18 protein-coding genes are annotated in these 22,032 nt (G+C 45.4%); 4 read left to right on the top strand and 14 right to left on the bottom strand.

Translation table 11 applies throughout. The annotated features are described in order from the left end of the window. Positions 1-244: 244 nt before the first annotated feature. The 3 genes from RIG66_RS26730 to RIG66_RS26720 form a co-directional block, all read right to left on the bottom strand. Positions 245-4,150 carry a WD40 domain-containing protein gene (locus tag RIG66_RS26730; protein WP_446382036.1) on the bottom strand — a complete coding sequence of 1,302 codons (3,906 nt, stop codon included), beginning with the start codon at positions 4,148-4,150 and terminating at the stop codon, positions 245-247. 137 nt (positions 4,151-4,287) lie between these two features. After that, the gene (locus tag RIG66_RS26725) at positions 4,288-5,067 is read right to left on the bottom strand and encodes an HNH endonuclease (protein ID WP_446382034.1); all 780 of its coding nucleotides are present in this window, start codon (positions 5,065-5,067) and stop codon (positions 4,288-4,290) included. Beyond that, entirely contained in the window at positions 5,067-5,300 is a 234-nt protein-coding gene (locus RIG66_RS26720) for a helix-turn-helix domain-containing protein (RefSeq protein WP_446382032.1), read from the bottom strand. The genes RIG66_RS26725 and RIG66_RS26720 overlap by 1 nt, the downstream gene beginning before the upstream one ends. Before the next feature lie 136 nt (positions 5,301-5,436). On the opposite strand from RIG66_RS26720, the gene RIG66_RS26715 reads away from it, so the two are divergent. Beyond that, a complete protein-coding gene (locus RIG66_RS26715; protein WP_446382030.1) occupies positions 5,437-6,321 on the top strand; it encodes a DNA cytosine methyltransferase in 885 nt (294 codons plus the stop codon). Positions 6,322-6,536: 215 nt separating this feature from the next. Here RIG66_RS26715 and RIG66_RS26710 read toward each other — a convergent pair whose 3' ends face one another. Continuing rightward, positions 6,537-7,844, bottom strand: coding sequence for an AAA-like domain-containing protein (locus tag RIG66_RS26710; RefSeq protein WP_446382028.1), 1,308 nt, complete (start codon positions 7,842-7,844; stop codon positions 6,537-6,539). A gap of 362 nt (positions 7,845-8,206) precedes the next feature. Here RIG66_RS26710 and RIG66_RS26705 point away from each other — a divergent pair, with 362 nt between their 5' ends. After that, positions 8,207-11,704, top strand: coding sequence for a PAS domain S-box protein (locus tag RIG66_RS26705; RefSeq protein WP_446382026.1), 3,498 nt, complete (start codon positions 8,207-8,209; stop codon positions 11,702-11,704). Between the two features lie 563 nt (positions 11,705-12,267). On the opposite strand, the gene RIG66_RS26700 is transcribed toward RIG66_RS26705, so the two are convergent. From RIG66_RS26700 to RIG66_RS26690, 3 genes are all read right to left on the bottom strand, one after another. Then, positions 12,268-13,401 (bottom strand): glycosyltransferase family 4 protein, encoded by a 1,134-nt coding sequence (locus RIG66_RS26700; RefSeq protein WP_446382024.1) that lies wholly within the window; start codon positions 13,399-13,401, stop codon positions 12,268-12,270. Between the two features lie 233 nt (positions 13,402-13,634). Further along, entirely contained in the window at positions 13,635-13,940 is a 306-nt protein-coding gene (locus RIG66_RS26695) for a hypothetical protein (protein ID WP_446382022.1), read from the bottom strand. Between the two features lie 235 nt (positions 13,941-14,175). Continuing rightward, positions 14,176-15,327: a UDP-sulfoquinovose synthase gene (locus RIG66_RS26690; protein ID WP_446382020.1), complete on the bottom strand. Its 1,152-nt coding sequence runs from the start codon at positions 15,325-15,327 to the stop codon at positions 14,176-14,178. Between the two features lie 101 nt (positions 15,328-15,428). Here RIG66_RS26690 and RIG66_RS26685 point away from each other — a divergent pair, with 101 nt between their 5' ends. Both RIG66_RS26685 and RIG66_RS26680 read left to right on the top strand, forming a co-directional pair. Next, positions 15,429-15,893: a GNAT family N-acetyltransferase gene (locus tag RIG66_RS26685; RefSeq protein WP_446382018.1), complete on the top strand. Its 465-nt coding sequence runs from the start codon at positions 15,429-15,431 to the stop codon at positions 15,891-15,893. A gap of 256 nt (positions 15,894-16,149) precedes the next feature. Then, a complete protein-coding gene (locus RIG66_RS26680; RefSeq protein WP_446382016.1) occupies positions 16,150-16,707 on the top strand; it encodes a PEP-CTERM sorting domain-containing protein in 558 nt (185 codons plus the stop codon). Between the two features lie 139 nt (positions 16,708-16,846). Here the strand turns inward: RIG66_RS26680 and RIG66_RS26675 are convergent, their stop codons facing one another. The 7 genes from RIG66_RS26675 to RIG66_RS26645 all read right to left on the bottom strand — a co-directional run bounded on the left by RIG66_RS26675 (position 16,847) and on the right by RIG66_RS26645 (position 21,878). After that, positions 16,847-17,725 (bottom strand): SDR family oxidoreductase, encoded by an 879-nt coding sequence (locus RIG66_RS26675; RefSeq protein WP_446382014.1) that lies wholly within the window; start codon positions 17,723-17,725, stop codon positions 16,847-16,849. 285 nt (positions 17,726-18,010) lie between these two features. Further along, positions 18,011-18,160 (bottom strand): glycine zipper family protein, encoded by a 150-nt coding sequence (locus tag RIG66_RS26670; protein ID WP_446382013.1) that lies wholly within the window; start codon positions 18,158-18,160, stop codon positions 18,011-18,013. Positions 18,161-18,192: 32 nt separating this feature from the next. Then, complete coding sequence (locus tag RIG66_RS26665; protein WP_446382011.1) at positions 18,193-18,570, bottom strand: hypothetical protein; 378 nt, start codon at positions 18,568-18,570, stop codon at positions 18,193-18,195. A gap of 99 nt (positions 18,571-18,669) precedes the next feature. Beyond that, on the bottom strand, positions 18,670-18,921 hold the full coding sequence (locus RIG66_RS26660; protein WP_446382009.1) for a TIGR02450 family Trp-rich protein: 252 nt from the start codon (positions 18,919-18,921) through the stop codon (positions 18,670-18,672). A 66-nt stretch (positions 18,922-18,987) separates the two neighbouring features. Beyond that, positions 18,988-19,164: a hypothetical protein gene (locus RIG66_RS26655; protein WP_446382007.1), complete on the bottom strand. Its 177-nt coding sequence runs from the start codon at positions 19,162-19,164 to the stop codon at positions 18,988-18,990. Continuing rightward, entirely contained in the window at positions 19,161-19,763 is a 603-nt protein-coding gene (locus RIG66_RS26650) for a rhomboid family intramembrane serine protease (RefSeq protein WP_446382005.1), read from the bottom strand. The genes RIG66_RS26655 and RIG66_RS26650 overlap by 4 nt, the downstream gene beginning before the upstream one ends. Positions 19,764-19,940: 177 nt before the next feature. Further along, positions 19,941-21,878: a S9 family peptidase gene (locus tag RIG66_RS26645; RefSeq protein WP_446382003.1), complete on the bottom strand. Its 1,938-nt coding sequence runs from the start codon at positions 21,876-21,878 to the stop codon at positions 19,941-19,943. Positions 21,879-22,032 lie beyond the last annotated feature (154 nt).

Raw genomic sequence — 22,032 nt, 5'->3', positions numbered from 1 at the left:
CATTTTGACCCTGAAGTCCTTCTGGTTGACGGCGTTGCCTCGCCAGAAAGAGCGCTTGCTCCTTACCCTATCTCCTCTTATGGGCTTTTGTGTTCCTTACCGATTTACCCCACACCCCACACCCCATACCCCATACCCTGCCTACCTTTGACTTAGTTTGTCACCCCTTCAGACCATCAAGTCTTCGGCTTGATTGTCCCACTCGAAACCATAGCGGGTCGCCCCTACACCAATTGGTCAACAATCAATCATCGCACAAGTAGCGATCGCGTTCTTCAACTTCCGGGCTGGTCTTAATATAATCCCGTATCCAGTCACAACCCTGTTGGAGAACAGGGTTGACATCCACCACCTGATCCAACTTCCAGAGAATCACCGTATTATCTAAACTGGCAGATGCAAGAGTTTGACCATCGGGACTAAAAGCAACATCAAAGACACGATCCTGATGACCGGGTAATGTGGTGATTAACGTGCCATCACTGCGCCACAGTTTAACCGTGTGATCCCAACTGGCTGAAGCGAGAAATTGACCATCGGGGCTATAGGTAACACTTTGGACGCGATCGCGATGTCCTGCTAAGGTTTTAAGTAACTGCCCGTCTCTTGTCCATAGTTTAATCGTGCGATCGGCACTGGCTGAGGCAAACTGCTGACCATTGGGACTGAAGGCAATATCCCACACTTGATCATCATGTTCCGTCAATGTTTGTATTGGTTGAGAAGCAAATCCTCCAGAACTATCTCGTTGCCAAAGTTTAAGGGTTGCATCGGAACTGCCAGAGGCGAGGAGTTGACCATCCGGACTGAAAGCCACCGTGTTCACCTCATGCTTATGTCCCAGCAAGGTGGTTAATAATGTGCCATCAATCCGCCAGAGTTTAATCGTCTTGTCCCAACTGGCTGAAGCAATCAACTCACCATCCGGGCTGAACCTCACCTCAAACACTGTATCTTGATGTCCCTTGAGGGTTCTCAGGGGTGAACCCTCTGCCTGCCATAGTCTAACCGTTGTATCCTCTCCGGCTGAGGCAATCAAGCGACCATCAGGACTGACATCAAGCCCCCACAGTTGATTGAGATGTCCTTCCAGAGTTTTAATGGGCGTGCCATCAGGTTGCCAAAACTTGAGCGTCGTATCAGTGCTAGCGGACACTAATTTCTGACTGTCGGGGAAGAAATCAATTCCCCAAACTGAACTGGAATGACCTCTGAGTCGGGTTAAACTAGGCGGGTTAAACCGCCACAGACGCATTGTCCCATTGACACCGGATGATATCAAGGTTTGACCATCCGGGCTAAAGGTGATCTGCCAAATCCCTTCTTGATTTACCTGAATGGTTTGCAGCAGAGTACCCTCCGCCGACCAGAGTTTGATGGTGTCATCCCAACTCGCGGAGGCTAGAGTTTGCCCATCGGGACTAAAGACTAAATCGATAACGGTACTCTCATGTCCTTTGAGAGTTTGTACCAATGTCCCATCACTCTGCCAAATGTGAATCGTGTCATACCAGGTTCCCGCCGCTAACCGTTGACCATCAGGACTGAAGACAAGACTGACAATGCGATCCAATTCCGAGGACTGATCTCGGTAATTAGCTGCTTTGAGGGTTTTTAGTAGGGTTCCCTCCAAACTCCACAGCTTGATTGTATTATCGAAACCGCTAGACGCCAACATCTGCCCATCGGGGCTAAACGTCACCGACCATACTGCATCCTCATGCCCGATGAAGGTGTTTAGCAGTGTACCATCCAACCGCCAAAGCTTGACGGTGCCATCTTCACTCCCTGAGACAAGGTGTTGACCATTTGGACTAATAGCAATCGACCGGATTAAATCCTGATGTCCCTGGATTGTCTGTAACACTGTGCCCTCTAAATTCCACAGCTTAATCGTCTGATCCCAACTGGCAGAAACGAGTCGTTGACCATCAGGAGTAAACTCAACAGCAGTGACGATATCCTCATGTCCCCTCCAACTTCCTAGAAGCTTGCCATCTCGACGCCAGAGTTTAATCATTTTATCTTGACCCCCAGTGGCAATAAGTTGACCATCAGGACTGATGGCAACGGTTTGGACAGCATTTTTATGGGCTAACAGTTGATTGGATTCATCTGCTTGAAAGACACTGCGGCGCAGGATTTGCTCGGTTTGAGCTTGTAACTCTGGAGTGACAACTGCTAGATTTTGCGATCGCTGCCATGCTTTAATTGCGGTGAATAATGCCCCTAAATGATTATCTGAGGCAAATAAGGCTTGAGCAGAAATTGTCAACGCTTCCACCTCCCTCACCGCGAGTTGACGCTTCTGAAACCGGGTGAACAATCCCAACCCACTGGCTACCACAAACGCCACAGTCACCGTTGCCAATAAACCCCGTTGCAGTTGGGTGGTTTTATGTTCTTGCAGCAAGCGTTTGTGTTCTTCAACCAGTCGCGCTTCCACTTCTTTGAGTCGTTTTGCCTCTTCAATGCGCTTAATTTCATCTAAGTCGGTACTGCTGCCAAACCATTTTAAAACTTCCCCATCGGGACTCCGCAGCGGAGTTGCCCGTTGCAAAAACCAACGGTAGTTCCCTTGACCATCTTTGAGGCGAAGTTCCACCTGATAGGGTTCTCCGGTTTGAAAACAGTGTTGCCAAGCATCTTGCGATCGCGCTTGCTCCTCTGGATGGATAAAAGCAATGCGTTCCCAGTCTTTCACCTGCTCTAGGGTACAATCTAAATAATCCAATCCCCGTTGATTAATATAGGATAATTTACCATCGGCTTCAATAATCCACACGATTTGTGGTATGGCATCGGCGATCGTTCTAAAATATTGTTCTCGTTCTTTTTGTACCTGTAAGACTCGTTCAATCTCTTGGCGTTCTGCATCTTGACTCGCTGCCAAAAATTGATAATCTACATCACTTAAACGCTTTCCCTGAGACCACAGCAGCGCATCTTGTAACGCTTGTCCCCGCAACAGTCGTGAAGTATCCTGTTGATGGCTCCCTATCCACGCCTCAATTGCTTGAGAGTAGGGACGCAATTGACTCAGTTGTGCTTGTACCCAGTTTAGATTAAAGACAGCTTGATAAATAGCATTATTAATCCGTAAATAGCCTTGCTGCTTAATTACCAACCCCGAAAGCAACAATTCAATCTGCTCCCGACTGTCATCACTGGGAATAGAAATACCTTGAAGTAATTGCTGGTAAATCCCCAAAAGTATGTTTGTTAATTGGGGATTAACCAGGATGCGATCGCGAATCGTGCGGAGATGTTCCGGTTCATCATTCGATTCCCAATCTGAGAGGAGGCGTCCTAACACTAATTTATCGATAATTTCTGCTTCTTCACCCCCCTCAATAATGTTAGGAGATTTAACAACCAACTGACAGAGTTTTTGGGTGAGAAACGGTTGTCCTCCTGTCCAGTCTAAAATTCGTTGTAGAACCCCCATGGGGTGTTTAGCTTTTGGGTTCAAGCCTTCAGCTAACGGTTCCACCTCGGATAGCTGAAACCCGCGCAAATCGATAGCTTTGCCAATATTAAACGGTGTGCGTTTTTTATCCGCAATTAAATCCGAAGGTGTTGCCACCCCAAACAAAGCAAACGTGAGCCGCTGATACCGAGGAGTCTCTGACCGTTGATTATAGAAATATCGAATTAAAGCAAAGAAATCATCCGTGGGAAAATTCAAACCCAAAACTGTATCAATTTCATCAATACAAATAACAATATTTCCTTGGGGAATGTGAGCCAATAAAACCGTATCAATAAATCGACTGAATAGTTGAATTAGGGATAAACTCTGATAATCATCCCACCAAGTTTTCAGATTAAATTCTTGGATTTGGGGAAACTTATCGACTAATTCATACAAGAGTCCCCGATACCACTGACTAGGCGTAATCGTCTCACTACCCAGATTAGTTAAATCAATCGAAGCACCATGAAACCCCCTAGCTTTAAGACGATGAAGTGTTCGCAACCGCAAACTGGATTTCCCCATCTGTCTGGTGTTAAACACATAGCAAAAGTTTCCCGCTAGCAGCGCTTCATACAATTGGTCATCAGCCGCTCGCTGGACGTAGGTAGGATGGTTATACTTTAAACCCCCACCCACTTTATAATATCGAGTGAAACGAGTTAAATTTGTCATTTGTCATTTGTCATTCGTCATTTGTCATTTGTCGTTGTAGGGTGCGTTAGCGCAGCGTAACGCACCTTTACCCTTTACCTCTGGCAGATTGAGTGAAATAGAATAGTTTAGCGTCAGTTATTTTTTTCACATTTAACTTACCTGTTTTGAAAGAATTCATTGACAATCCAATTGAGCAAGTCGTGAGGGTCTGAGTTTGTCATAGCGGCATACTGTCTCAACTTCAAAATATTATCTGAAGATAAACGAAGTGGAGCAAACCGATCAGGAAATGCCCAACTGCACTGCTCACACTCAATCTGACATCCACGACATGATGTACTCTTAAAGTTGTTACATTCATCACACAGAGGTTGCCAATTTTTCAATTCATTGCCACCCCCTCTAGTCCGGGGAATTTTATGATCCTGTTGAAATTTAACCTCAGGTTCAGAACGACCACAAACGGCACAATTATAGTTGTATTGCTCCAGAATTTTCTGCCAATCTAAATTAGACAGCTTGATTCGCGGCACCCTTTTTTCACTTAGGATTAAACTGACAAGTTGATAGGTTTTGCCTTCTCGTCCAATCCCAGTAATTCCTTCTTCCCCTTGGAGTTCTCGCAGACGTCGAAAGACATCGACGTAAGGTTTGTAGGGTTTGCGACCTGAATGTTGACTTTTTCGGAAATTTTCAATGGCTTCTCTCAACTGCTCCTCACGTACAAGAGGTCCAGGAATACCATGTCCGGGGGGCCACAGTTTTTCTAAGAGAACTCGATAATAGGATTTATTCGCTCGGCTAGGAGACACAAAACGTTGACATACTTGTTCTAACCATTCTTCCCGACTCACATTTCCTGGAACCTCGGTTTCACTAACAGGAACAAGAGATAAAAACTTTTGTCTGCCTCGATTTTTACGATTTGCCGCCATCAGCTATCTCCCCGCAGCAACCATATTGGGTCGATATCCAACACTTGGGAAATGGCATGAAGTTCGTAATCTTTCACACAGCGCACTTGACGCTCGATTTCTGAAATATCAGATTGCTCTAGCTTGACTCCGTAATCGACATTTAAAGCCGCTGCTAATTCAACTTGATCTAGACCGCGTTGTAATCTGACTTGACGAATTCTCAAGCCGCTGATGTTTTGCTTTTTATCCACAGTTAACAGTTTAAAACCTAATGGTCGAGATATTATCGACTGTTAAACTGGTTTGTAGACGATTTTCGTCTACAGTAGATTTTGATCCGTCAATCATCTATGATGGTCGTCACAATTAGGCTTTATCTCTAGTTTCATGCGTGTTGCTTCGTTCTTTGCAGGTATTGGCGGTTTTGATCTCGGCTTTGAACGAGCAGGGATGCAGGTTGTGTTTCAATGTGAGATAGATCCGTTTTGTCAACAGATATTAAAACGCCATTGGCCCCACGTACCCCTTCATGACGACATCTCGACCCTCAATCCAACAACTATCCCTACCTCTGATTTATGGTGTGCAGGATGGCCCTGCCAAGACCTCAGCCACGCCAACACCGAGCGACAAGGACTCACAGGGGAAAGAAGCGGGCTATTTTTCCGGTTTATGGACTTGGTTAGAGAAGTTCAGCCAACGTGGTTGGTCATGGAAAATGTGCCGGGATTGCTCTCGGCGGAGCAAGGAACCGCTCTTGAGACAGTTACCGACACGTTGGAAGCGAATGGGTATTTGGGGGGATGGATATCGTGTAACGCTCTCCATGCGGGCTTACCCCACAACCGAGACCGAGTATTCTTTATCGCAAGTTTTAGATCAGAACGTGCCTATCACTTCTTTGCTAACAGCCGCGAATTGTCTAGGGATACTGCGTCGCGAAAATCGAGCCAAGCGAAAACTCGATCCGATTTTCGTCAAGGCACTGTCACAAACGATCCGCTTGTGGTACAACGTCGCGGTGGCTTCGGGTACACCCTGGCAAAAAGCATCTGCCCCACGCTACGTGCCCAATCTGGACGACATCAAGGAGGTCATTCAGACCGACCCATACTCTGTGGCGAGAAACTTGACGTGGACAGAGTGGGAGCGGCTCATGGGGTTTCCCCCCGGATGGACTCTCGCCGAGGGAGACTCCTTGGCAACGCCGTTGTCCCCCCCATCAGCGAATGGCTCGGAAGACAAATTTTAGAAATTGTTCGTTGTTCGTAATGAGGGAACTTTAGCCTAGTTCGTAGTAAGGGAACCTTAGCCTTATATTCAGTTGGATGATCAGAATTTCGTGACAGATAAACTAAACAGATTCTATACCTACTTTTAACCTCAAAAAAGGGCGACCCGATCATCTGTAGGGGCGGGTTTGACCGATAATTTGAAGGGCAGGTTTAGCAGTAGGGTGCGTTAGCGCAGCGTAACGCACCTTTCCCCTACGAGGAACCTCGCCAAGCGCCAAAATACTGACGGTATAACTCACAACTCGGCGTCGCTTTATTTTCCTGCAACTTAATCAAGCCTAAACTATTTAATTTATAAGCCAAACAGGAATCACTTAAAACCGTCTCATCCGCACCCATCACTTGTCTCACCGCATCAGCTAACTGAGGTGTCGTAATCAAACTGGCTAACCGTCGCAGATGACCATTATAAATCCCTGATGCTGTCAGCGCCTCTTGTAATAACTGCGCTAACGTTATATTGTCATGATCCAAAGTATAAAGAGCCAGTTGAACCAGATAAGGATATCCTCCCACCATTGCCATCAGTTGTTCAATTTCCGTGTCTGCCAAGTTCAACCCATAAGCTTGTGCCAACGCCTGTATCTGTTGAGCATCAAACTCCGATAAACTCATCGGAAACCCGACATTAAATGGAGATTGATTCACTCTCATTGGTACATACACTTCCGTCGAATGAGCCACAACGATGCGTAACGATTCCCAAATTTCTGACTCATTGGCATATTCATGCCACACTCGTAATAAAGGCAGAAACTCTTGAGCAATCTGAGGATAAACAAAGATTTGCTCTAAATCATCCAATACCATGACTAACGGCGCGTTAAACTGAGGTAATATATACTTCTCAAAGTATCGAGTACAGTTTGACTTTGCCAACCCTGGCTCCATATCCCAATACTCTTCCAACTTAGGCGCTAACTCCAGCCGCCAACTGATACTTTTGCAAAACCAACGCAGAAAACTATTTAAATCGTTCATCGCTACATTATCAGCTTGTTGAAAGCTCAAGCAAATGGTGTTGTAGCCTTGGTTTTTAGCAAAATTGAGTAGATACCCCAATAGTGAGGTTTTTCCCATCCGTTCTGGCGCTTTGATTCGCAGTAACGCTCCCGGTTGCACCAGTTCAGTGCAACACTCTAATTCAATGGGAGGGCGTTGGATATAAAAGGGGGATTGACAAGAAACAGGACTTCCCGGATAGTCGGGTTGAGTTGAGGATGGATTGAGGATAAACGATGGCGCAGTCGCATTCATTCTACGCCGCAGCACTGATTGTAGATTCGCTTTGGTGGTTTTTTCTCCAAACGCACGACTGAGTTGTTGCCAAAGCTGTGAACCCGCAATCCGCAAGTACCCCGCATCATAATCAAACTCTTGGGCGATGTCATAGTAGCTCTTACCCTGCCAACATTGTCGGAAGATCAGCTCTTGTGTATCGGTTAAGCCTTCCGGTTGAAGGCTTTGATCGATCAGGATCAGCGCTTCCTCTACATCCATTATTTTGCTGCTCCTCCCCAAATACCTAACTTTTTATAACAATTCATAACAGGTTAGTGTTTTAGAATATGCATTGAGATAGATGACTAATAGCTTAATATTTATGTTCATACAACTTTTACACGGTTATCGTGTCTTAATTTAATAAGTTGTTATAAAAGGGGTGATGAGTCTGGACATCATATCACCGAGTTTTGAGCGAAGCATCTATTGAGATTTTTTACGCTGCTATCGTGCCGTTCTCTAAATGATCGATAAATGATCGATTTTGTGCTGTGTGTGCGGATCACGTCAGCGTTTACATTACCGTGAACGACTGAACTGTCAGCATTATTTTTTCAATTTAGTTTAAACAATGCCAGATGATTAGCCAAATCCCAACACATACAAATACTACAGCTTGGCAAGTTTTGTTCGTGGGAAATGACCCCGCAATCGTCCAACAGATTCAAGCCATTTTACTGGATAATCAGAATCCACAGGCATCGCTAATTCAGGTGGCAAGTATTAATGCAGCCCTAGAACGTTTGCAGCAAGATGAAATTGATATTATTTTATTCGATTTGTGTCTGATATCAAGGGGAAAGAAGACAGAAGGTGTTCAGGAGAGCGAAAAATCTGATTACCCTTTAGAAATTCATGATACTATCCAAGCACAGTGGCTGGATGCGATCGCGCGACTTCAGGAGTATAGTGGAGAAAGCCCAACCCATGCCGAAATTCCCATTGTTGTCCTCGGTGCGGCAGAGGATGAAACGTTAGCATTTCAACTGATTCAAGCCGGGGTTCAGGATTATTTAATTAAAGGAGAATTCGATAATTCCCAACTTATGCGCTCCCTGCGCTATGCCATTGCCCGTCAACAGGTGCGGAATCAGGAAAATCAAGGAGTAGAGAAGAAACAAAGATGGGAAGATAAGGATGAATTTTACCACTCTCTCATCCCTAAATTTAAATCCCTGATTCCGGACGAAAACGGAAATGGACAATATACTCAACCACCATCAAATCAATTAGAGTTCGCCTGTCAATGCGACGCGGATAAAATTAGCGAAAATTTCCAAATTCTTGCTCCACCCCTACACCTACCAGAACATCAACAGCAGCGTTTCTTTAACCTTTCCATGAATCTGCTCTGTATTGCTGGATTTGATGGCTATTTTAAACAGTTAAATCCCGTTTGGGAAACGACATTGGGTTACTCTATCTCGGAACTCTTGAGTCAACCTTATCTAAATTTTGTCCATCCCGATGATCAAGATGCCACTCAACAGCAAGCGCAAAAGCTGATCAATAATAGCGTTTCTACAATTAACTTTGAGAATCGTTATCGCTGTAAAGATGGCTCCTATCGTTGGTTACTCTGGAGTGCGACGCCAGTAGTAGAAGAAGGGTTAATTTATACCGTTGCTCATGATATCACCGCCCGCAAACAGACCGAAGAAAAATTACACCTGCTCGAACGTGCGATCGCGGCGGCGAGTAATGGTATCGTGATTACAGATGCTCAAGCTCCTGATCATCCCCTTGTTTACGTTAACCCGAGTTTTAAGCGGATGACGGGTTACTCCCCAGCCGAACTTCTCGGTCAAAATTGCCGCTTTCTCCAGAGACAAGACACCCATCAACCCGAATTGCAGGAAATACGCCAAGCCCTCCGGGAAAAACGAGATTGTCATGTCACCCTGCGAAACTATCGGAAAGACGGTACACTATTTTGGAATAACGTATCAATTTCCCCAGTACGAGATAGTGATGGAAACGTCACCCATTTTATCGGGGTACAACGGGACATTACCGCACTGAAACAAGCAGAAGCCGCTTTATCCCAGTCCGAGGCGCGATTCCAAAAGCTGACCGAAACGATACCGGGCGTAATTTATCAATATTATCAATATCCTGATGGTAGTCATCAATTTACCTACATCAGTTCTGGCGTTCGGGAACTCTTTGAATTAGAACCCGAAGCGGTTCAAGACAACCCTCAATTAATCTGGGATAGGATTCACCCCGATGATTACAGTGCTTATGTGGCGTCCATAAACCATTCTGCTAAAACCTTAGAATCCTGGTGTATGAAATGGCGAATTCTAACCTCATCTGGGACAATTCGCTGGTGTCAGGGAAAAGCTAAACCGATGCGCCTGTCTGACGGGACGCTAATCTGGGATGGCATCATTCTCGATATTACCCAGCGCCAACATATTAAAGCCAAATTGCAAAAAGTGGCGGATACCAATCAAGCCTTATTAGATGCCATTCCTGACATGATGTTCCGCTATCGTGCGGATGGTACATTTGTTGACTTCAAACCTGCTCAAAGTATTGTTCCGGTTGCGCCACCCGAGGTATTTATCGGTAAAAAACCCCAGGATATTTTGCCGCCAGACGTAGCCCAACGACTACAGCAAGCATCCCAGCAGGCTATCCTTTCCGGTCAACTCCAAACCTGTGAGTATCAATTAACAATTAACGGGCAACTCAGCGCCTATGAAGCACGGATTATTGCCTGTAATCCCAATGAAATTATTGCTATTGTCCGAGACATTACTCTACGGAAACACGCCGAGGCAGAAATTATCCGGGCGCGGGATTTATGGCAAGCGATTTTCAATGAATCAGCCGATGCTATTTTTTTAGTTGACCCAGACACCCTTTTAACTCTAGACTGCAACCAACGGGCAATCGAGTTATTTGAAGTCACGAACAAAGCTGAATTATTAAATATCGAAGGACAGACGCTTCAAAAAGAACCATTTCATCCCGATGACTTAGATTCTATCGTCGATGAAATTCAGATGTATGGATTTTGGAGTCGAGAGATAGAATATGTGAGCAAAAAAGGACGGTTATTTTGGGGAAATTTAGCTGTCAAGCGAATTCAAGTGGCGGATAAAACCCTCCATTTAGTCCGCGTCACCGACATCACCCCCCGTAAACAAGCAGAATCGGACTTACGCCTCAGTGAAGCTAAACTGCGCGAAAAAGCCGAAACTTTAGAACTCACCATCAGCGAATTGAAACAAACCCAAGTTCAACTCATCCACCAGGAAAAAATGGCATCCTTGGGTCAGTTAGTTGCTGGGATTGCTCATGAAATTAATAATCCGGTTAGCTTCATTGCTGGCAATATTAACCCCGCCCGGATGTATATCCGTGATCTTTTGCAGCTAATTTACCTCTACGGTCAATTTTATCCAACACCTCCTCAGGAAATTCAAGACTATATTGTTGAGAGAGAACTCGATTTTATTGAGCAAGACTTTGTAAAATTATTAAATTCCATGCAAGAGGGAGCGGCAAGAATTCAGGGCATCGTTCAATCTCTGCGAAACTTCTCCCGTTTAGATGAATCGGACTACAAAAAAGCTGATATTCACCAAGGTATCGAAAGCACCCTGATGATCTTACAACATCGCCTGAGAAAACAGCCGAACCGAGCCGCGATTCGGGTGATGCGAGAGTATGATGATCTGCCCTTAATTAATTGCTATCCTGGAGATTTGAATCAGGTCTTTATCAATATTTTGAGTAATGCAATTGATGCTTTAGAAGAACGAATGCAGCAGGATAAACTTTTTGTCCCTAAGATTCGGATTTGCACGGATTTGATCACGATTCAGGAGCAACCGGATATCCATAAAATTATTATTCTGATTACTGACAATGGCGTCGGGATTGATCATCAGATTAAACCGCGCATATTTGACCCATTTTTTACTACCAAAACCATTGGTCAAGGCACAGGATTAGGTTTATCGGTTGCCCACACCAGTATTGTGCAGCGACATCAGGGTGAGATCCATTGTAAATCGTTATTAGGGCAAGGTACAGAGTTTGTGATTGAGTTACCTGTTTGATTGATCATTGGTCATAAGCTGTCATGCATTTAAATTGGGTATTAGTAGCGAGCAAGATGCTCGCACTACAAAGATTTCCCCATTATTGATATTAAGGTTTAAATGCCGAACAGCTTACTCGCTCCCGAAAAGAAGCGAGCTATATCATTTGCCATTGTAGTTAGTAATTTTTTTTGATCAAAGACAGATTAGGTTGAGGAAATTTCACACAAAATCAAGCATTTTACAACACCAAACTCGGTGATTCAGTGTTATGATTTTATTAAGGATAGTTTAGGTGTATTGGCTTCTAAAGATTTGGTATTTAAATCTTTAGGAGCTAGTTTATTAAATAATAATAATAGTTGGAGAGATATAGCGTTTTCATTTGAGTTGTGAACCCCACCCTTGCCCTCCCCTTGCTAAGAGGAGGGTTTGGGATGGGTAATATTTTCACGTTTCATTTGGAACTGCTATATAGCAGCTATATAAGAGGGCACGGCAATGCCGTACCCCTACCACCCTCTGATTGCAAGTCGAGGTGTTGCCTATTCCCACCACAAGACTTATTCAGCAGCCCCTAATCAAGCCGCAGGTAAGAGCGATCGCGACAACACCACACTCTGATAATACTGTTGTAACTGACGGGTTGCGGCTGACCAACTCCACTGTTCGGCTTCCGCCCTGGCGTTTTCTCGTAAGGTTTCCCGTTCGGTTTGTTCCTGGAACAGACGTTGAGTCGCCGCGATCGCGCCTTGTTCATCCCTGGGGTCAAATAGGTAGCCGTTTACCCCATCGGTGACGATATCGGGAATTCCCCCAGAACGCGCCGCCACTACCGGACACCCCGCCGCCATCGCTTCGAGTAAAACTAATCCCAAAGTTTCGGTACGGGAGGGGAAAATAAACGCATCCGCCGACGCAAAGGCAGAACCTAAGGCTTCACCTGTCAGATACCCGACAAAATGGGTGGGGGTTCCAGCAAAATGTTTTTCCAAGGCGCTGCGATGAGGTCCATCGCCCACTAATGCCAAACGCGCACCGGGAATCGATTCCAGAACTGGCTTGATCCGGTCAATTTCCTTTTCCGCCGACAAACGCCCCACATAAAGCAGCAATGGGCTTTCCGGGTGTCCTTGGGACAAGTGCGATCGCATGTCCTCAGACGCCAAACTGGGACGAAATGTCTCTGTATCTACCCCCCGTTGCCACAAATCCAATCGTTCAATCCCGTGCCCTCTCAATTCCTCCACCATCGCCGTCGAGGTACATAAATTAAGCTGGGCTTGGTTGTGATTTGCCTTAATTAATTCCCACATCACCGGTTCTAACATCCCTAACCCATAATGCTGAAGATACTGGGGTAAATGAGTATGATAGGACGCGATTAAAGGAATTTGCATCGCTTTAGCATAATAGAGTCCCCCTAACCCTAATACCGCCGGATTCACCACATGAATTACATCCGGCTTAAATTCAGCTAACGCTATGCCAATCGCGGGTCGAGGTAATGCCAGTTTGAGTTCGGGATATAAAGGTAATGGAAAAGCCGAAACGCCATAAATTTTGGCACCTTTGTGTTCTGTGAGTCCCCCATCAGGACAAATAACCAGAACCTGGTCACCATTGCGTTGTAAATGGTCAACCGTGTGCCGCAGTCGCGTGACAATCCCATCAACTTTAGGCAAAAAAGTTTCAGTGAATAAGGCAATTCGCATAATCGTGTGACTGTGTGCGGAGTGGTATTGCAAACGGTAGGAGGCAGGAGGCAGTGGTTCGACAGGCTCACCAACCAGGTAGGAGGGTTGTTACTGGTATAGGGTCTCAGCCATTATATCTGTCCTAACCTCAATGGCACTAAAATCAACCTTTTTGGATCGTCGAAATCCTTATATACCAGCCAAAATTTCAGTACCATTTATCCTCACCTTGATGGCGACATTTAGAACAACTAAGGATCTTCAGCGTTTTTGGGCGGTAAGGTACAGAGTCCATGAATCCCAATCGCCGCGATAATTCCCCCTAGTAAAACGCCCACACCTTCAGCAAAACAGTTAATTCGATGTCTATTTTCTGCGGCTTGGGCAATGGATAAATCCCGCATTGTCGAAGATGGAGATTCAGACAACTGTTGATAATATCTTTGGTGACGCTCTAATGCTACCCATTCTGGGAAAAGATAATAGGCACTGAGAACCGATGCAGCGAAACCGGGTAAGACGACAAACACGAGAAGAATTGCCGATTTTATCATCATGACAAGCTATGAAAATCTGGCTATTTCCAGGGAAAGATGAGATAGGGTAAGAGGAAACCAAGAGTTTCTAGTTCCTCTTACCGAAACCATTAGTTCAGTGATTATCCTGGGCTGTTCTAGACCGAATTGGGTTGAAAAAACAGGACGATAAACCATCGCAACCCCTATTTTTTCCCGTTGATGTTTTATGTCTTCCCTACCATAGTCCTGAATCCTGAACCGATAGTCAAGAGCTTTAGCGCCGCCAAGACACCTTGGGTAAGATTTGTTTTTCATCTACACGGTGCTTGTACTTGCTGGCAAAGTTTAGTAAGGAATCAATCAGGGAATCAGAGAGGTAATGGGGTTGGAGTCCTAAACTTAACAGGCAAGTATTTTTGGCGTAGAAATAATGCTGTTCTAACTCAACTCGTGGGTTATCGAGGTGCTTAATGTCCACATCGATATCCAAATGGGTTCCAGCATTTTTCACCATCACGGCTAAGTCGCCCACACTGAACATTTCCGTGAACTGGTTAAATACGCGGAATTGACCGGGATCAGCCGGATTCGCGATCGCGAGTTCGACACAACGCACGGTATCCCGAATATCTAAGAAGCCTCGGGTTTGTCCCCCTTTACCGTATACTGTCAAGGGATGACCCACCGCCGCCTGGATACAGAAACGGTTTAAGGCAGTACCGAAAACGCCATCATAGTCGAGGCGGTTAATCAGCATCTCATCCATTCCCGTTTCTTCGGTTTTGACACCATAGACGACACCCTGATTCAGATCCGTTGCCCGGAGTCCCCAAATCTTGCAAGCAAAGTGGATATTATGGCTATCGTGGACTTTGCTCAGGTGGTAGAAGCTACCGGGTTGTTTTGGATACGGTAAGGTATCTTTGCGCCCATTATGCTCGATGGTGATGTAGCCTTCTTCGATATCGATATTCGGCGTGCCGTATTCACCCATCGTCCCCAGTTTGACCAAATGGCAATCGGGGAAGTCTTGTCGCATGGCGTAAAGAATATTTAATGTCCCTACGACATTATTCACCTGAGTTAGTACCGCATGTTCGCGGTCAATCATCGAGAATGGGGCAGACCGTTGTTCGCCAAAGTGAACAATTGCCTCCGGTTCAAACTGATGCAGGGATTTAATCAGGAAATCGTAGTCGGTGATATCACCCACGAACAAGTCAATGGATTTACCCGTCAGATCCTGCCAACGTTGGATACGGTGTTGAATCGGTGCAATTGGCGTCAGGGTTTCTACACCCAGTTTCATATCCCAGTGACGGCGCACCAGGTTATCCATAATCCCGACGTCGTATCCTTTTTTGGATAGATGCAGGGCGGTTGCCCACCCACAATAACCATCGCCACCAATAACCAAGACTTTCATAGTCAATCCATAAAATTGAAGAGCCGATACTCGGTAAATGTATCAGGTTTCGGGTACTCTCGAACCATTAAAATCAGCGATCGCACCATAAATCATCCTACATGCATACAAGTCAGCCGTCTCTACCCGCCAACTGTACCCTCCGACGCGCCTCTTCTGGGGATCGGGGCGCGATTTTCCGATTGGTACTGGGGGCAAAACTTGATCCGACTCAGTTACGATGGCAGCAATTCTGGGTGATTGAATGCGAGGGACAGGTGGTGGCTTGTGGACAGTTACGCCAGTTTGCTGACGCCCAGGAGTTAGGGAGTTTAGTTGTCGCCCCAGAGTGGCGCGATCGCGGTTTGGGAAGCTTGCTGACGCAGCATCTGATTCGTCAAGCCAGCCACCCCCTCTATCTGGAATGCTTAGGAACACGCCTAGCCCAGTTTTACAGGCGCTTTGGCTTTGTGCCAGTTTTCTGGCAAGAGTTGCCGCGATCGCTTAAATTTAAGTTCGGCTTATCTCACTTCGCCAAAATTATCTTCCGAATACCTGTAGAAATTATGACTCTATCCCCTCACTGAATAAATACCTAGACATAAATTTTGTTAGTTAATTGAGTTAAAGCTCCTAATCATAGACATTAAATGTAACTTACAATACAAAAACCGTGTAATATTAAAATTATTAATTATATTTATGTAAAGAATAATAGATGAAATTGACTTGACAAATACAAATGAGTATGGTCTTATAAATACTCCTACAGATAGAGGAAACATTCCTTTATTATTCATTTAATTGTCACAGTTGTTTCACTTACTACAGGGTTTCCAATTTATGAAATTTAGTTACTCACCGTGGCTTGCTGCATTAACGGTAGCTACCACTACTGCTGCTACTGCTGCCGCTAATCTGGTTAATGTATCCCCCGCTACAGCTGCTTCAATGAAATTTAGTGTAGATATCCATGATATCGAAGTTAATGCAGACATACTGGGTGATAGTCCAACAACAATAGATGCAGTTGCAGGTTCTTTCACCACAAACGATTCAATGGATGTAATTGAGTCGGTTTCTCTAGAGTTGGGGGATCTCATCTTTGATCAGGGTGAATTTGAAAGTAATGGTTCCCAAATTCTGTTCAGCAATTCTGCACAGCAGACTCAGAGTCTCACTCTATTCAACATACTGCCACTTCCCCAAGAGATTGGCGGTACGAGAAGCGGAGACGCACTGTTGGTAAATGGAGATCTCGACGCAGATGTACCCTACCAACTGACTAAACTTCCTTCTGTTCCTGAACCCCTCACACTCCTGGGTTCAGCCGCCGCATTAGGCTTTGGAGTTGGACTCAAGCAAGAACACTCAAGAAAGAAGAATAAAGTCAACGAATAAGGGCGAAACTAAAGCCAGTTGAGTTCCCTCCCCTTGCCAAGGGGAGGGTTAGGGAGGGGTCTGTCTCAAGGTATTGGAGATTGTTGAGAAATTGACACAGATGTCAGCTTGGCGTCCCTACAGTATATGGGCATATAAGTCAGATAAGGCTCCCCCGCAATGCCTCTAATTCTTCTTGCAAGGGTAAAGGATTATATCCTAACGCAAATGCTTTGGAACTATCCAAGGAAACATCTGGAGGTCGTGGCGCTGCCATTTTTACCTCTGCTTGTCTACAAGAGTTTAATCCAGTCTTGGGTAATCGTAACACATCAACCAGCAGACACCCAAATTCGTAACGTGATATCCGCTCTTTTCCCCCCAGATGCAGGTAGCCTTGAACGTTATCGAGGGCTAACAATAACCCTTTCGCTGCGGTGGTTCCACTCACGGGTGTGCGAAATTCATCAACAAATAACTTTAACTCGTTTCCCGCTTGTAACGTTTCTATAAATGGCTGAATAAAGCTGATTGCCGTTGGTGTCGCCTGACCAAACATTAACGGCATTCGGCAAATTGCTGTCTGAGGATAACGGGTTAACATCAGATTTTCAGCCCTAACTTTTTGCTCTCCATAATAACTAATTGGCGAAACCGGATCAGTTTCCCGATAAGGTGGATTTAAACCATTGAATACTAGGTCAGTGGAGGTAAATATACAAGGAATACCATAATCCGCACACAGCCCCGCGATATCCCCAGATGCTGTAACATTTATTGCTTCCGTTTCCTGGGGGTGCATTTGGCAAAAATTGGGGCTAGATTGAGCAGCTGTATGAATAACCGCGTCGGGTTGAATGTCTTGAAAAATCTGTTTGAGTTGCTGGAAATTGGTTAAATCAACTTTTAGTATGTTTATGTCTGGACTATTGGCAGATTTAGAAAGGCAAGTTCCATAGACATTCCATTCTCGTTTTGACAACTGGCAAGTATGCCAACCCAAAAATCCACTAACACCTGTAATCAATAACCTTTTCATGTGATTAGATTGACTTATTTATACATCTTAGCCTTGTAAATAAGAGCGGATTTTGTTGTTCATCTATTGGTAACAAGCAAGGGGGGGGTTTGTTGTTCAGCTATTGGTATACAAGCAAGGGGGGGTTTTGTTGTTCAGCTATTGGTAACAAGCAAGGGCGGGTTTTGTTGTTCATCTATTGGTAACAAGCAAGGGCGGGTTTTGTTGTTCATCTATTGGTACAAGCAAGGGCGGGTTTTGTTGTTCATCTATTGGTAACAAGCAAGGGCGGGTTTTGTTGTTCATCTATTGGTACAAGCTAGCTTTAGTGGCTAAACCCGCCCCTACAGTGGCTAAACCCGCCCCTACAGTGGCTAAACCCGCCCCTACGGTGGTTAAACCCGCCCCTATAGTGGTTAAAACCGCCCCTACAATTGACCCTTCGACTACGCTCATTTTTCCTTTAGATATTCAAATGTAACCTCCCATCACTTTGACTCACAGGTTAGTACTTCATTAACAGGAGCAAAACCTTCAGGGTCATCATACCCCACTAACTCAGAATAGTAATTTTTGTTTTGCAGGAGAATAACCCGCGCTGTGTCCAAGGGAGTATCATGAAACGTGAGTTCCCGTTTCGTTGTCAGCGTAACATTTTCATCAACAGTTGAGGGAAACTGTTCATAAGTAACAATTGTACTTCCCTCGTCTTCTGTAATGGTAATATATGACCTCATTCCCAAAGGATTAGGTTTTCCAGAATCAGGATTATACTGGCAAATTCTACCACTACTAGAAGCAGCGCAACTTAGCGGGAAAATGATGAAAGCTAAAGCAACAATCAACTTTGACGAATGATTTTTCATAAGACCTTACCTGAGCAACAATATTTTAATAGGATCGGGATATTTCTATCCTATTGAGTATTCATTGAACTGTTTTTTCCCTCCAGCCAACCTCTCACTTTATAATTCATCCTCTTCTATTTCCTTCATTTCTTGTAAAGACTGCCAACCTGGTTTCCACAAAGAACGGTCTTTAAGCTGTTTAGCATTTAACCAAAAGCGAACAGTCGTGTCACAGGATGCCACCATTTCGGCAAAAACCCATTGACCCTGATTTTTGCGGTTAACTACTTGAAAATGTCGCCAACCCCAGGTTTGTTGCGTCGCTGTCCATTTAGAACCAACCAAATAAGGAAATTTTTGTTTTGCCATTAATAATTGGGAAAGTATTGACCTTTCACGTCATTCGGCGGCGGTGTGTAGGGGCGGTTTTCACTATTATCGTTTCTTACTTAACCCAAAGGTAACTAAACCCGCCCTGATCCAGTTTTGAATTAATGTCCTCATCTTCCAGACGTTCCACCGGAACGTCTCTACAACCCCATCTCCCCCATCTCCCCCATCTTCCCCATCTCCCTCATCTTCCCCATCTTCCCCATCTTTCCCATTCCTCATCCCTTACGCTGAGACAATAGGCGTGCCGCAATGATTCCACCAATAAAACCAAATAAATGCCCTTCCCAGGATACACCAGGAACCGTTGGTAAAACACCCCAAATTGCGCCTCCATAGAGAAATCCGACGATCAGTGAAAGTAAAATAGAGGGAATATTGCGTTGAAAATAGCCGCGCAATAGCAGAAAACCCAGATAGCCAAAAACTAGACCGCTAGCGCCAATGTGAACACCGGGAGAACCAATCAGCCATACCCCTAAACCGCTAACAACCATGGTGATGGCGGTGACAATAAAAAAGTCGCTGGTTTTTTGTAACATGACGAACCAGCCGAGGGTGAGAAAGGGGATAGTATTGGCAATTAGGTGAGGTAAACCCCCATGGAGAAACGGGGCAAATAGGATACCCCTTAACCCAATAATTGTCCGGGGTAAAATACCATAACCGTCGAGTGCGCCTTGGAAAATAACTAAATCAATGAGTTCTAAACCCCACATCGCCGCGACGAGTCCGCCTAAAATGGTAGCTTGGGTTTTGACTTCACGGGCAAGGGCTTGGGTTTCCTGACGGACAAGTTTTCGGGTTTCCCGGTTACTCATGGCTGAACCCTCTGAGATAAATTGTTGAGTACTAATGGTTCTAGGTTAGCAAGTTCCGGTGACATCCTCCGACAGCAATCCTGGGGAAGGGCGGGTTTTGGATGATATGGTATTACTTTCGCCTTAATTGAATCCCTAAACCCGCCCCTACAGTTGAATTTCCCGATAAAATAGGGGTTAAAAATTGTCGATCGCGACGGGTTCAATGGGTTCGGCTAACTCAAACCCGAATATCCGTGAATAAAAGAATAACTCGGCTTCCAAGGTGCGCTTGATGTTCTCAGCCCGTCGGAATCCATGCTGTTCTTCGGGGTAGGTGATGTATGCTACGGGTAATCCCTTTGCTTTTAACGCCTCCACCATCGTCTCGGCTTGGTTGGGGGGAACCACTTTATCCTCTAACCCTTGGAAAAAAATCACCGGACAGGACAATTTGTCGGTAAAATGAATCGGCGATCGCGCTTTGTACAAGTCTTGGCGTTCTGGATAAGCACCAATTAATCCATCCAGGTAACGGGATTCAAATTTATGGGTATCGGTGGCTAAGGTTTCTAAGTCGCTGACGCCGTAATAACTCGCCCCAGCTTTAAACACATCCCGGAAGGTAAGGGCGGCTAAGGTAGTATACCCCCCAGCGCTACCGCCTGCGATCGCTAACCGTTCTCCATCGACGAATCCTTGTTCCGCCAGGTACTTTGCACCATTGGCGCAGTCATCAACATCCACAATTCCCCATTGATTCTGGAGGCGTTGGCGATACTCGCGTCCATACCCTGTACTTCCGCCATAGTTAACATCTAAGAAGGCAAAGCCGCGACTTGTCCAATATTGAATCTTTAGATTAAAGGTACTGGATGTGGATGCAGTTGGTCCACCATGACTTTTGACAATCAGAGGCGGTTTCTCGGTTTCGGGTGCTTGATAGTCTTTATTTTGCGGGGGATAGAAGAAGCCGTAAGCCGTTTTACCGTTTTCGGTAGGAAATGCGATCGCCTCAGGTATGGAGAGGTATCCTTTATCTATCTCTAATGTTGTCGATTGACGCAGAACCTCTATCTGTTGGCTAGCTACGTCCATCTGTACCACGGCGGTGGGTTCGGTAGCGGAACCACCAATAAAGACAACGCGATCCTTTGTTACCTGCACCGATGAAATACTGGTATAAGGGGTTTCAATCGGGTTGAATTGTTTCGTCTGGAGATCGATACTCCCTAAACGCCATCGACCTTGGACAGTATAAGCACAGATTAGGCGATCGCGCGATGAAATGCCATAAGTAGACATACCAAACACCCACTGGGGAAGACCAAACTCCGCCTCCATTTCACACACAGGTTCTACTGCTTGCTGATTCCAGCGATACAGATTCCACCAGCCAGTCCGATCACAAACGAAGTATAATGTGCCATCGGGTGACCATTCCGGTTGAAAGATTGACTCCTCCACTCCACCTGCAATACATTTAGCTTCACTGAGTAATCCATCCCCTTGAATCGGCGCCACCCAGAGTTGTGTCCCATCCCATGGCATATTAGGATGATTCCAACTCAACCAGGTTAACTGAGAACCATCGGGACTCAAACGGGGTGAGGCGTAGAAGTCATGTCCTGAAGCGATAATTTGGATAGCGTCACTATTGTTTAAAGGAATACTGACTAACGTGTTAACGGGTTCTGCACCTTCACTGCTGTGATCTTCACGCACAGCAATCAGCCGTTGTCGCTGAGAATCACTTATCAGATCAGCATAGCGGAGAGTTCTGCCTGACTCTGGGGTGATGGGTTGAGGTTCTGTATCACCCGTCTGCTGGTAAAGACGCTGATCCTGATAATTGGCAAAATAAATAATCCCATCCTTAACCGCGTAAGCACCACCACCATATTCATGAACGCGAGTACGCACATTAAAGGGAGAGGGAGTAATATCTGCGATCGCGCCATTCGCCTGACGTCGTACAATTACATTACGTCCGGCTTCCATGGGTCGTGCTTCTATCCAGTAGGTATCCGTACCATCTAGGGCGATACTCCCCAAGCCAATCGTACCCGCCACAATAAGTTCGGCTGCGATGGGAGAGTTCCAGGAACCGTAGGGAGAGATTTGCGGTTGAGTCATCGTTAATTGTCTATGGAGTTTGCCAACATCTGTAGGGGCGACCCGCTGTATTAAAATAGAAAAACCAATTTATCAATTTTATCGGATCGCCCGACCCATGATACCGTCAATTCAAACCCTCTGCATTTAGACTGGGGCGAGTCGAGACAGGTTA

The organism is Coleofasciculus sp. E2-BRE-01 (assembly GCF_040221695.1).
In the GTDB taxonomy this organism is placed as follows: Bacteria; Cyanobacteriota; Cyanobacteriia; order Cyanobacteriales; family Coleofasciculaceae; genus Coleofasciculus.
This window is presented reverse-complemented; position numbering and strand designations above follow the sequence as displayed.